This window comes from Paraburkholderia sp. GAS448 (assembly GCF_050435685.1).
Lineage (GTDB): Bacteria > Pseudomonadota > Gammaproteobacteria > Burkholderiales > Burkholderiaceae > Paraburkholderia.
On the sequence record NZ_JBNDKT010000003.1, the window covers coordinates 208,583 to 221,088 of the forward strand.

At 64.2% G+C, this 12,506-nt stretch carries 11 protein-coding genes; 7 read left to right on the plus strand and 4 right to left on the minus strand.

Annotated features, from left to right (window positions below):
- Positions 1-161: 161 nt before the first annotated feature.
- Positions 162-1,622 (minus strand): glycogen synthase GlgA, encoded by a 1,461-nt coding sequence (gene glgA / locus P3T23_RS07385; RefSeq protein WP_429315527.1) that lies wholly within the window; start codon positions 1,620-1,622, stop codon positions 162-164.
- Positions 1,623-1,663: 41 nt separating this feature from the next.
- Positions 1,664-2,932 carry a glucose-1-phosphate adenylyltransferase gene (glgC, locus tag P3T23_RS07390; protein WP_429315528.1) on the minus strand — a complete coding sequence of 423 codons (1,269 nt, stop codon included), beginning with the start codon at positions 2,930-2,932 and terminating at the stop codon, positions 1,664-1,666.
- A gap of 427 nt (positions 2,933-3,359) precedes the next feature.
- Here glgC and P3T23_RS07395 point away from each other — a divergent pair, with 427 nt between their 5' ends.
- Entirely contained in the window at positions 3,360-4,412 is a 1,053-nt protein-coding gene (locus P3T23_RS07395; RefSeq protein WP_429315529.1) for an alpha/beta fold hydrolase, read from the plus strand.
- A gap of 71 nt (positions 4,413-4,483) precedes the next feature.
- Here P3T23_RS07395 and P3T23_RS07400 read toward each other — a convergent pair whose 3' ends face one another.
- Positions 4,484-5,482 (minus strand): LLM class flavin-dependent oxidoreductase, encoded by a 999-nt coding sequence (locus tag P3T23_RS07400; RefSeq protein WP_429315530.1) that lies wholly within the window; start codon positions 5,480-5,482, stop codon positions 4,484-4,486.
- A gap of 950 nt (positions 5,483-6,432) precedes the next feature.
- Between P3T23_RS07400 and P3T23_RS07405 the strand changes: the two genes are divergently transcribed.
- Entirely contained in the window at positions 6,433-6,990 is a 558-nt protein-coding gene (locus P3T23_RS07405; protein ID WP_429315531.1) for a hypothetical protein, read from the plus strand.
- 14 nt (positions 6,991-7,004) lie between these two features.
- Positions 7,005-7,976, plus strand: coding sequence for a patatin-like phospholipase family protein (locus tag P3T23_RS07410; RefSeq protein WP_429315532.1), 972 nt, complete (start codon positions 7,005-7,007; stop codon positions 7,974-7,976).
- Between the two features lie 78 nt (positions 7,977-8,054).
- Here P3T23_RS07410 and P3T23_RS07415 read toward each other — a convergent pair whose 3' ends face one another.
- The gene (locus P3T23_RS07415; RefSeq protein WP_429315533.1) at positions 8,055-8,660 is read right to left on the minus strand and encodes a class I SAM-dependent methyltransferase; all 606 of its coding nucleotides are present in this window, start codon (positions 8,658-8,660) and stop codon (positions 8,055-8,057) included.
- A 407-nt stretch (positions 8,661-9,067) separates the two neighbouring features.
- Between P3T23_RS07415 and P3T23_RS07420 the strand changes: the two genes are divergently transcribed.
- The 4 genes from P3T23_RS07420 to P3T23_RS07435 all read left to right on the plus strand — a co-directional run bounded on the left by P3T23_RS07420 (position 9,068) and on the right by P3T23_RS07435 (position 12,470).
- Positions 9,068-9,757 carry an ABC transporter permease gene (locus tag P3T23_RS07420; protein WP_429315534.1) on the plus strand — a complete coding sequence of 230 codons (690 nt, stop codon included), beginning with the start codon at positions 9,068-9,070 and terminating at the stop codon, positions 9,755-9,757.
- 7 nt (positions 9,758-9,764) lie between these two features.
- A complete protein-coding gene (locus tag P3T23_RS07425) occupies positions 9,765-10,478 on the plus strand; it encodes an ABC transporter permease (RefSeq protein ID WP_133663713.1) in 714 nt (237 codons plus the stop codon).
- A gap of 115 nt (positions 10,479-10,593) precedes the next feature.
- Positions 10,594-11,385 carry an ABC transporter ATP-binding protein gene (locus P3T23_RS07430; RefSeq protein WP_429315535.1) on the plus strand — a complete coding sequence of 264 codons (792 nt, stop codon included), beginning with the start codon at positions 10,594-10,596 and terminating at the stop codon, positions 11,383-11,385.
- Between the two features lie 29 nt (positions 11,386-11,414).
- A complete protein-coding gene (locus P3T23_RS07435) occupies positions 11,415-12,470 on the plus strand; it encodes a GlxA family transcriptional regulator (protein ID WP_429315536.1) in 1,056 nt (351 codons plus the stop codon).
- The last annotated feature ends 36 nt before the right edge of the window (positions 12,471-12,506 follow it).

A 12,506-nucleotide genomic window follows, 5' to 3' on the forward strand; every position in this document is an offset into this window, starting at 1 on the left:
AGCGCCGCCGTGCGGGCCTCGTGCAGGTGCAGCATGCGCGTGCGAGAACCTAAGATACATGAGTTTTCACGTGCGCGGACCCGATCAGGCCCCGTGCTGTTGCGCCGAACCATCAGGTTGCGGCGTAAAGATGCCGAAACTTCGCGCAACGTGAGGCGATGTCAGACCAGCTCCCGATAGAGCGCGAGATAGCGCTCCGCCGATGCCCCCCAGCCGAAGTCCTGACGCATCGCGCGTTGCTGCGTCGCCTTCCAGTCGGTGCGGCGCGCGTAAAGTGCGAACGCGCGACGGATCGCGGCGCGCAACGCCTCGGGTTCGAAGTGCTCGAAAACGAAGCCGGTGGCGAGGTCGTCGGCGAGATTTTCGAGCGAGGCATCGAGCACCGTATCGGCGAGGCCGCCCACGCGATGCACGAGCGGAAGCGAGCCGTAGGCGAGCGCATAGAGCTGCGTGAGGCCGCACGGCTCGAAGCGCGACGGCACTGCGATCACGTCGCTCCCGGCGACGATCATGTGGGCGAGCGTCTCGTCGAAGCCGCGTTCGACGGCAACCGTGTCCGGATGTGCCTGGGCGACGCGCAGGAGGCCGTTCTCCAGCGCCGGGTCGCCGGTGCCGAGCACGACGAGCTGGCCGCCCCGCCTGATGATTTCCGGCAACGTGGCGAGCAGCAGGTCGAGCCCTTTCTGCTCGGTCAGCCGGCTCACGACGCCGAACAGCAGTGCATCGCCTTTTTCCGCAATGCCGAAGCGCTTTTGCAGCGCTTCCTTGCAGGCGCGTTTGCCGGGCAGCCGCGACGGGCCATAGCGCGCGGCCACGGTCGTGTCGTTGATGGGGCTCCATACCGCGTAGTCGACCCCGTTCAGGATGCCGCTCAGATCTTTCGAGCGCTCACGCAGGAGCGCATCGAGGCCGCCGCCCTGGGCGAGCGTCTGGATTTCGCGCGCGTAGGTCGGGCTCACGGTCGTGATGCGGTCGGCGTAATACAGCCCGGCCTTCAGGAACGACAGCTGGCCGTAGAACTCGACGCCATGCATGTTGAAGAAGTCCGCCGGCAGACCGAGCAGGGCGAACTGCCGGGCCGGAAAAATCCCCTGATACGCGAGGTTATGGACGCTGAATATCGTGCGGGCGATCGTCTTGCCCTTTTCACGTTCTGCCGCTTTCAGATAGGCCGGCGCGAGACCAGCATGCCAGTCGTGGCAATGCACGATCTGCGGCACCCACGCCGGATCGACGTGTTGCGCAATCTGTGCCGCCGTCCAGCCGAGCAGCGCGAAACGCTGGGCGTTGTCGCCGTACGGCACGTGATCGTCGTCGAGATAGGGGTTGCCGTGGCGGATGTAAAGCTCGTCCGCGCGGATCATGTACACCGCGATGCCGGTCGACGGCAGCGTGCCCAGTTCGAGGGTCACGCTGGCCGCGCCGAAACGGTTGCCGAACTGCGCGACGGGCTTCAGGTCGGCAAGGCCCGCCGCCACCGACGGAAAGCCCGGCAACAGCACCCGGACGTCCGCGCCGCGTTCGATGAGCGCGGGTGGCAGGGCGCCGACCACGTCGGCCAGCCCGCCGGTCTTCAGGAGCGGATACAGCTCGCTCGCGACGTGCAGGGCGCGCGTCGTCATAAGGGAGACTCCTTGTGTCGATACAGCTTGTCAGGCTGCGGCTAGCGCGCGGTCTGTCGTCGCAGCGCCTCGGGGGTGACGAGCACGACGCCGCTTTCCGTGCGATAGAAACGGTCGCCGTCGAGGGTTGGGTCTTCGCCGATCACCGTGCCATCCGGAATCGTGCAGCCGCGGTCGATCACGACCTTGCGCAGCCGGCAGCTCGCACCGATTGTCACCTGTGGCAGCAAGACTGCCTCATTGATGTTACAGAACGAATTCACGACGACATTCGACGACAGCACCGAGCGCGAAATCTGCGACCCGGAGATCACACAGCCGCCGCAGACGATCAGGTTCGTTCCCGAACCCTGCAGGCCGTTCAGGTCGCGCACGAACTTGGCGGGCGGCAACTGCTCCTGGTGGGTCCAGATTGGCCAGTTGCGGTCGTACAGGTCGAGCGTCGGAATGGTGGAGGCCAGATCGAGATTGGCGGCCCAGTAGGCGTCGATGGTGCCGACGTCGCGCCAATAAGGCTCGGTTTCCGTCCCTGAGGACACGCACGACATGCTGAACGGATGGGCGATCGCATGTCCCTGGGTGACCACGCGCGGCAGGATGTCCTTGCCGAAGTCGTGATCGGTGGCGATGCTCGTGATGTTTTCCTCGAGCAGCGAGTACAGGTAGTCCGCGTTGAACACGTAGATGCCCATGCTGGCGAGGGCGATATCCGGGCGTCCCGGCATCGCGGGCGGATCGGCGGGCTTTTCGACGAAGCCCGTCACGCGCCGGTTTTCATCGACGTGCATCACGCCGAAGGCCACAGCGTCCATCCGGGGGACCTCGATGCAGCCGACGGTGCAGTCCGCGCCGCTTTCTGCATGATCGAGAATCATCCGCGTGTAATCCATCTTGTAGATGTGGTCGCCCGCCAGCACCACGACGTACTTCGGGCGGATCGAGCGGATGATGTCGAGGTTCTGGAATACGGCGTCGGCCGTGCCGCGATACCAGTGCGCGCCTTCCACGCGCTGCTGCGCCGGCCACAGGTCGATGAACTCGTTGAATTCGCCGCGCAGGAAACCCCAGCCGCGCTGCAGATGACGCAGCAGCGAGTGCGCCTTGTATTGCGTGACGACGGCGATGCGGCGGATGCCGGAGTTCAGACAGTTCGACAGCGCGAAATCGATGATCCGGTATTTGCCGCCGAAATGAACCGCCGGTTTGACGCGTTTGTTCGTCAGGGGGCCGAGCCGCGTGCCGCGACCCCCGGCCAGCACGATGGCGAGCGTGGTGCGTTGCAGATCGTTGAGGCTTGCCGGAGTTTCCATGTCTTTGTCTCCCTGGATGGTGCCCCCGGATTGCAATTTTTTTTTCGTGGCGTCGCTGCTATTTCTAGCACCGATTGGCAGCGCGCGAATAGTCTGGATTATGTGGATGCGGACTCGCTGCTGTCTGCCAGTATCACCCGGGACGACATGGTATGCGAGTGCGGTATGACGCACAGTGCGTGATTGTCCGTCGTGCCCATGGTGGGCAATAACCGTGCCACAGACAGGTGGCCGTAAGCGTGCCGGGCGCCGGCCAGCACGTCCGCCGCTGGCGACGTAGAATCGTCGGCGCCTTGTGGGCTGGGCACCGCGCGAAGCTTGTGAGCGTAGTGGGCCAGGGTGATGCCTGCCTTCGCTCCGGCATGAAGCGCGTAGCCTGCGAGAAATTTCTTCCTGACTCCCTGAACCGCCTAACCGCACTGTTCCAATGATTTTCAATCGCAAGATCCCTTCTGCCTGGCTTGTCTGCGTTGCTGTGGCCATTTCGTCAGCGGGTTCAGCGCTCGCCCATGCCGCCGATGACAGCGCCGATGGCCCGGCGTACGGCCCAGAACTGCAAGGCTTCAACTACCCGGCGCCAGTCGAACAGTTCGAGTTCACGTCGCAGCAGCAGACGCTGCATATGGCGTATATGGACATCAAGCCGGAGCATCCGAATGGCCGGACGGCGGTTCTGCTGCACGGCAAGAATTTTTGCGGGGCGACGTGGGAAACCACGATCCACCGTTTGAGCGAGGCCGGCTATCGGGTCATCGCGCCGGACCAGATCGGCTTCTGCAAGTCGAGCAAGCCGGCGCAATACCAGTTCAGCTTCCAGCAGCTCGCGCGCAATACGCATGCGCTGCTCGCGTCGCTTGACGCTGAAAACGTTACGCTGATCGGGCATTCGACGGGCGGCATGCTGGCGATCCGCTACGCGCTGATGTATCCGCATGAGACGCAGCAACTGGTGCTCGTCGACCCGATCGGCCTGGAGGACTGGAAGGCGAAGGGCGTGCCTTCGCTATCCGTCGATGAGTGGTACGAGCGCGAACTGAAAACCACCGCCGACGGCATCCGCCGATATGAACAGACAACGTACTACGCGGGACAGTGGCGTCCGGAATACGAGCCCTGGGTGCAGATGCTGGCCGGCATGTATCGCGGGCCGGGCAAGAAGGAAGTGGCGTGGGACTCGGCGCTGCTGTACGACATGATCTATACGCAGCCGGTGGTCTATGAGCTGGGGCAACTGCAGATGCCGGTGCTGCTGATGATCGGCGACAAGGACACAACGGCGATCGGCAAGGACGCGGCGCCGCCCGAGGTGCGCGCAAAGATCGGCCGTTATCCGGAACTGGCGAAGCTGACCGCTCGCGCGATTCCGCACGTCAAACTGGTCGAGTTCGCTGAACTGGGCCATGCGCCGCAGATGCAGGACCCGCAGGCGTTTCACAAGGCGCTGCTCGACGGGCTTGCGGTTATTCCCACGAATCAGTGAGCTTCGTCGGCTGCAGGCGATCTGGCGTGGCAGCGCAGCCGCGCCAGATCGCGCGGCTGCTCTTCCCGGCGTCAGCCCTTGCTGCCGGCGATCTCTTCGCGCACCTGCGCGGCGATCTCGAACGAACGCAGGCGCGCTGCGTGGTCGTAGATCTGCGCGGTCAGCATCAGCTCGTCGGCACCGGTCTGTTCGATCACCGACAGCAGGCCTTCGCGTACTGCGTCGCGCTCGCCGATGACCGAGCACGAGAGCGAATGTGCGACGCCGCTCAATTCCATCTCCGTTGCCTCGATGCGCTCGACGGGCGCCTGCAGTTGCCCCGGCGTGCCGCGTCGCAGGTTCACGAACTGCTGCTGCAACGACGTGAAGAGGCGTTGCGCCGCCTCGTTCGTGTCGGCCGCGAACAGGTTCACGCCGACCATCGCATAGGGTTTGGCGAGCGTCGCGGAGGGACGGAACTGCGCACGATAAATCCGCAGCGCCGTCAGCATGTGGTCCGGCGCAAAGTGCGACGCGAACGCGAAGGGCAATCCGAGCGCTGCCGCCAGCTGCGCGCTGAAGAGGCTCGAGCCCAGCAGCCAGATCGGCACGTGCAGCCCGGCACCGGGGACCGCGCGCACGCGTTGGCCGGGCACTGCATCAGAAAAAAACCGCTGCAACTCGACGACGTCGTCCGGAAACGACTCCGCGCTGCCGTGCAGATCGCGGCGCAATGCGCGGGCGGTGGTCTGGTCGGTGCCGGGCGCGCGCCCGAGGCCCAGGTCGATGCGGCCCGGGTACAGCGATTCCAGCGTGCCGAACTGCTCGGCAATCACAAGCGGTGCGTGATTCGGCAGCATCACACCGCCCGAGCCGACGCGAATGGTCTTCGTGCCGCCTGCGACGTGGCCGATCACCACCGAGGTCGCCGCACTCGCGATGCCGGTCATGTTGTGATGCTCAGCGAGCCAGTAGCGCAGATAGCCCCACTGTTCGGCATGCTGCGCGAGATCGAGTGTGTTTCTGAAGGCCTGCGTCGCAGTCGCGCCGACGGTGATGGGGGAGAGATCGAGAACCGAAAAAGGGATCATGTTGTGTTCGTCCGACGCCCGGCGCGGTACGGCCCGCGGCCGGACGAAGTGTCCGGATACACGAAAGGGCCGGTGGCTGCCAGGGCAAAGCAGGATTGTGCCAAAGCGTTCATATTCGCGCTGACGGCCTCCACAAGTCCCTGCACTCAGCAGGGTGTTGTGGTGCAGCATGCGATTAACAGATCAGAAAGAGGCCGTACGTGCGACGTCGCACAGAAATGGCCATGCCACGGCGTTAGCGTGAAGCTGTCATTTCCCTGCGCGGTACACGTGGGCGTGCCTCACGGGAAGCGACGCTCAGGCAGGAAGTTGACGCTGATCGGTCCCACATCGTCACGCGTAGGTCGGCTACGCAGAACAATCCCGGACGATGCGGACCGGTCGGTCAATTCGCGCGCAGCCGACCCGTCGCGATGGTGCCCGTCGGGTGTCGGGAGAAGGGTGCGGTTGGCGCGCGTCGGACACGATCGCCGTCGCGCTGAAGGAGCGGAAGATTCGTCAGCCGGGTTGGTGTAAACGCTCTCTCGCGTTGCCTGACAATCGCGGCTAAATTGTCGGCACCCAGACAGGATAAGTCGAGGGACCAGACGACCGCGAGCAGCGGTCAACATTCCGGTTGCAGGCACGAACAGAGCACGGTTTCTGTCCGGATGCGCCGGGTTGTTGCGCCGCTGCCAGGCGTCTTTTTCTTTTTCCGGCACACAGTCTGATCAGTCCCCCGCGCTCCCTCATGCCCTCCCGCGTTGCAGCTTCGCTGCAGTGTTGCGACGTGTCTTCCGTCTCACGCATTTTCACCCGCTTCCACACTGCCCCCCGCGACTGCGCTTCATCGCGCGTCGCGCTGCTAATGCGCGTGGGCGCACGCATCCGGCAGGCCAACGCTCGCCCTTTTCGAAGCAGGCGGTTATCCTGTAGTACAACCTTCATACAGGACGTGCTTCGTTTCGAAGATGGCTCACCGTTCCAGACTGCTTGCCGTGATGGTGATGGGCGTCTCGCTCGCACTGACGGCTTGCGACGACCAGCAAACCGATCGCGCCGTGCAAAAGCTCAAAGACATCTTTAACGCCGTCAAACCGGACGCGCTGCTGCTCAAAGGCCTGACCCCCGGCATCACGACGGAAGACCAGGTCCGCAACCAGATGGGCCGGCCGGAAACCGAGCGTACCTACACCGACGGCTCGAAACGTCTCGAATATCCGCGCGGTCCGCAGGGGCTCAACACCTATATGGTCGACATCGATCGCAACGGCACGCTGAGCACGATCACTCAGGTGCTGACCGCGACCAACTTCGCGAAGATCCGGCCAGGCATGACCGAGGATGAAGTGCGCCGGCTGCTCGGCAAGCCCGGTGAAGTCGCCCGCTATCCACTCAAGCCGGAAACGGTGTGGAGCTGGAAATGGCTCGAAGGCGGCGTGACACAGGAGGCCTTCTTCAACGTCCACTTCGACCCGGGCGGCAAGGTCTACACCACGTCGCGTTCCGACGTGATTCGCGGGCGATAGGCGAGGAACGTAACATGATCCGCCGACGTCGCCATCAATGTATCGGTCTCGTGCTCGGCGGCGGCGCCGCGCGCGGCTGGGCTCATATCGGCGCCATTCGTGCGCTGCTCGACGCGGGCATCAAGCCGGATGTCGTCTGCGGCACGTCGATCGGTGCACTGGTCGGCGCGGTCTACGCGAATGGCGATCTCGACTGGCTCGAAGAGTGGGTGTCGCGTCTCACGTGGCAAACCGTTGTGCGTCTGCTGGATCTGCGTTTTTCGGGCGGTCTGCTGGGCGGACGGAAAGTGATTCAGGTGTTTGCCGACCGCTTCAACGGCTGCGAAATCCGCGACCTCAAGATCCCCTTCGCGGCAGTCGCGACCGAACTCGATTCGGGCCGCGAAATCTGGTTGCAGGACGGGCGCGTGGTTGATGCCGTGCGTGCCTCGATTGCGATTCCGGGCATTTTCACGCCGATGTGGCATGAGGGAGCGTGGCTCGTCGATGGTGGCCTCGCCAACCCGGTGCCGGTATCCGTCGCGCGTGGGATGCGGGCTGACTGTGTGATCGCGATCGATCTGAATAACGACATCCTCAACGGGCGCGATCTGGGCGGCGTTGCGGTCGACACGTCGGTGCCCATCGAGGAAGTCGATCCGGACGCGCCGCCGCCCATCGCCTTGCGCAAGAACGGCAAGCCGTGGCCGCGCTGGCTCGCGCCGGAGAACGACCGCGCAGGGGGCACAAGCGACGTGCGCGTGCCGCGGCCGCCGAGCGCACGCGTGCCGTCGATGCTGAGTTCGATCGGGCAGAGCATCGACATCATGCAGGTGCGTATCACGCGCAGCCGCCTCGCGGGCGAGCCCGCCGACATCCTGATCCAGCCGCGCCTGGGCGGCATGGGTATCTTCGATTTTCATCGCGCAGGACCTGCCATCGACGAGGGCCGCGCGGCGGTCGAATATATGATGCCGGCGATCAAGGCGCGGCTCGGCATGGAGTGAAACCGCTCTCGTCCGGGCAGCGCATCAGGGCGAGCGTGCCCTGAGCAAGACGACGCGGTCCACATCGGCCCTGTATCGTCAGCTTTCGCTCTTCGACGCAATCACCCGGCAGATCCGCTTGCCTGAACTGGCGCTCGTCACGTCCTCGAACAGCAGGATGGGGCAATCGGGCAGCGCATCCATCACGAGCGATGGTTCGAACGCGCTATAGAGCCTGCCGTCGGACTGGCGCTGGTCTTCTCCTTTGGTCACGCGCCACGACAGATACAGCACGCCGCTCGGCCTGAGAATGCGCAGCAGGTTGTCGATGGCCAATGTGATGGAACGGGTCGGCAGATGCATGATCACCGTTTCGCATACGACGTTGTCGAACGTCTCGTCGATTTCGCTGAGCGAGGGCAGCGAGGCCGTCCTGAAGGCGACATCAGGATGCAGTCTGCGCGCCTCGGCAAGCAGGGCCGCCGACGCATCGAGGCCAGTCACCTGGTAGCCGTTTGCGGCGAGCCATGCGGCGTCGCGGCCATTGCCGCAGCCCACGTCGGCCGTCACGCCGCCGGGCACGAGATGCGTTTCGAGCAGTGCGTAGAGATCGGTGGGCGGCGGCTGGTCGAGCCAGTCCTGGCTATAGCGGGCGGCGTCCTTCGAGTAGGCGTCGAGCGTGACGGAGTCAAACGGGGCTGTCATACGCGGATCCTCAGGCAGCAGGCGATCGAGGGGGCGGTCCTGCCAGCAGGCCGGCCGCAGATCAGGCCGATCAGTCTAACGAAAACGCCCGTGAGACGGGCAATCCGTCTATCGAAAAAGCGACCCGAAACTTGCTAAATCGCGGCAGCCTTCGCGCTTGCCCCGTCACCTTACAGATTCGTATTGCCCGTCAAAACAGGCGTTTCGCGCCGGGGCAGCTCCCGATCGGGTCATGTTGCGACGCAGCAAGGCGCATGACCGTGATTTGAGCGATTTATTTTCGCCTGCGAGTATCCGCGCCATGCCGGAAGGCCGCCCGCCGCCTCATCAGACCACGCGCTGACGAGCGCGGACCAGAGAGAAGAGGGCGGTGCCGGCCATGACTCAACACTTCGACGGAGACACGCGTGTTCCTTTACGGCTTTGGTCCGGTGCTCCTCGCCGGTACGATCCAGACGATCGAGCTGTCCGTCCTGTCGCTTGCGGCCTCTGTGGTGCTCGGTCTCGCGGGCGCGGCGGCGAAGCTCTCCGCCAACCGCCCCTTGCGCACCCTCGCAACCGGCTATACGACGCTGATTCGCTCGGTGCCGGATCTCGTGCTGATGCTGCTGCTCTTCTACAGCATCCAGATCGCGGTTAACAACCTGACCGACGCGCTCGATCTGCCCCAGTTCGACATCGATCCGTTCGTGGCCGGTGTGCTAACGCTCGGCTTCATCTACGGCGCGTACTTCACCGAGACGTTTCGCGGCGCATTCCTGTCGGTGCCGCGCGGCCAGCTCGAAGCGGGCAGTGCCTACGGGATGAGCGGCATGCGCGTCTTCACCCGCATCATGTTCCCGCAGATGATGCGCTTCGCGCTGCCGGGCATCGGCAACAACTGGCAGGTGCTCGTCAAGGCGACCGCGCTGGTGTCGATCATCGGTCTTGCCGATGTCGTGAAAGCCGCCCAGGACGCGGGAAAAAGCACCTTCAACATGTTCTTCTTCATTCTCATCGCGGCGCTGATCTACCTCGCGATCACGACGGTCTCGAACCTCGTGCTCGTGTGGCTGGGGCGGCGTTATTCGATTGGCGTGCGGCACGCGGAGCTTTGACACCACCATGACTGAAATCCTCACCGAGTACTGGCGCGCATTTCTCTACTGGGACGGCCATCGCATGTCGGGGCTGGCGGTCACGCTGTGGCTGCTGGTCGTGTCGATCGGCTTCGGCTTTGTGATGGCGATTCCGCTGGCCGTGATGCGTGTATCGAAGAAGCGCTGGCTGTCGATGCCGGTGCGCTTCTATACCTACGTGTTTCGCGGCACGCCGCTGTACGTGCAACTGCTGCTGATCTATACCGGCATCTACAGCCTCGAATTCGTGCGCGCCCATTCGCTGCTCGATGCCTTCTTCCGCAGCGGCTTCTACTGCGCGATCCTCGCGTTCGCGTTGAACACCTGCGCCTACACGACGGAGATTTTCGCGGGCGCGATCCGCTCGACTTCGCACGGCGAAGTTGAGGCGGCGCGTGCCTACGGCATGAGCTGGTTCACGATGTACCGGCGCATTGTGCTACCGTCCGCGCTACGCCGGGCGCTGCCGTTGTACAGTAACGAAGTGATCCTGATGCTGCACGCAACGACCGTTGCCTTCACAGCGACCGTGCCCGACATCCTCAAGGTGGCGCGCGACGTCAATTCGGCGACGTACCGCTCGTTCGAAGCCTTCGGTATCGCGGCGCTGATCTACTGTGCGGTATCGTTCGCACTCGTCGCCGCGTTTCGACGCGCCGAGCGCCGCTGGCTCGCGTATCTGGCGGTACGAACGCACTGAGCCGGGCGCACGCACTCAAGCGCTGCAGCAGGCGGATCAGCGGCCGCGGTAACGCGCTGAACAGAACGTATCACCCTGTCGCAAGACGGGCCTGCATTCACACTGGGAGAGCATCTTGCTCCATACATCTCAAACCGAAGCCTGCAAGCTCGCCGTGCAGGACATCCACAAGCGCTATGGCGACAACGAAGTGCTGAAGGGCGTGTCGATGAACGCGAACAAGGGCGACGTGATCAGCATCATCGGCGCGAGCGGTTCGGGCAAGAGCACGTTCCTGCGCTGCATCAATTTTCTGGAGCGCCCGAACGCCGGGCAGATCGTCGTCGACGGCGAAACGGTGCGCACCAAAACCGACCGCCACGGCAATTTCGAAGTGGCCGATCACAAGCAGCTGCAGCGCATCCGCACGAAGCTCGCGATGGTGTTCCAGCATTTCAACCTGTGGTCGCACATGAACGTGCTCGAGAACGTCGTCGAGGCGCCGATTCACGTGCTCGGTCTGTCGCGTCGCGAAGCCGAAGAGCGCGCCCGCCAGTATCTGGAGAAGGTCGGCCTCGCGCCGCGTCTGGAGAAGCAGTATCCGTCGCATCTGTCGGGCGGCCAGCAGCAGCGCGTCGCGATTGCCCGTGCGCTGGCGATGAATCCCGACGTCATGCTGTTCGACGAACCGACTTCGGCGCTCGATCCGGAACTCGTCGGCGAAGTGCTGAAGGTGATGCAGAAGCTCGCCGAAGAAGGCCGCACGATGATCGTCGTCACGCATGAAATGGGTTTCGCGCGCAACGTCTCGAATCACGTGATGTTCCTCCACCAGGGGCGCACCGAAGAAGAAGGGTTGCCCTCCGAGGTGCTCACTTCGCCGCGCAGCGAACGGCTCAAGCAGTTCCTGTCCGGCAGCCTCAAGTAGCGCCTCGACGACCCGCGCTTCAGAATCAGATGGCCCGCACGTCCAGCCCGGCACGCACGACCCAGGTCGCGATCGTCGCGTTGCCGCCTGTGTCGATGTCGGGCGTCGGGCCGATCGTCGACGCACTCCATCTCGCCAACGAAATCGACGGACGCGCGCTGTACCGCTGGCAGGTCTGTTCGTGGGACGGGCGTCCCGTGCCACTCTCAGGCGGCGCGCAGTGGCCCGCCGATGCCGCGTTCGGCGACGCCATTTCCGCCGACTGGCTGATCATCGTCAGCGAGCGCTTCCAGCAGTTCGCCGACTACCGGCTGTTCCTTGCGAGCCTGTCACGCGTCGGGCAGCGCACGCCGCTCGTCACGGGCATCCATCACGGCGTCTGGTGGCTCGCGATGGCCGGGCAGTTGTCCGGCTATCGGGTGAGCGTCAACTGGGAAACCTATCAGCAGTTTTCCGAGCAGTTCGAGCGCTCGATCGTCACGCAGCAGATCTTCGAAATCGATCGCGACCGTGCGACCTGCGCCGGCGGCCAGGCCACCGTCGACTTCATGCTGGCCATGATCGCCCGCGAACACGGCCCGGAACTGGCGGACCGGATCGCCGACACGCTCGGCGTCGGTGTGTTGCGCGCGGGTGAGGAGCGTCAGCGCATTCCGTTCGTGACGGCGCCCGGCGAGCGCCATCCGCGCCTGAACGACGCGCTTCTGCTGATGGAAGCCAATATCGAAGATCCGCTGACCACCGATGAAATCGCGGGTCTCGTCGGTGTCTCGCGGCGCCAGCTGGAGCGGCTGTTTCGCCAGTATCTGGCAGCGATGCCGTCGCGCTACTACCTGGGGCTGCGCCTTTCGAAAGCACGTACGCAACTCCAGCGCACCAGCAAATCGGTGGTGCAGATCAGCCTTGCATGCGGGTTTTCGTCGGCTGCGCACTTTTCGAATGCGTATCGCGAACATTTTGGCGTCACACCGCGCGAGGATCGTCGCAATTACATCGAAAAGCAGCATGGCGGCGGGCCGGACGGCCGCGCGAGCGCGAGTGTGCCGCGCCCGGCCGCGCTGATCGAGCCGCCCGATACGGACTAAAGCCGCGAATGCGGCCGCAGAACACCAACCCCGATA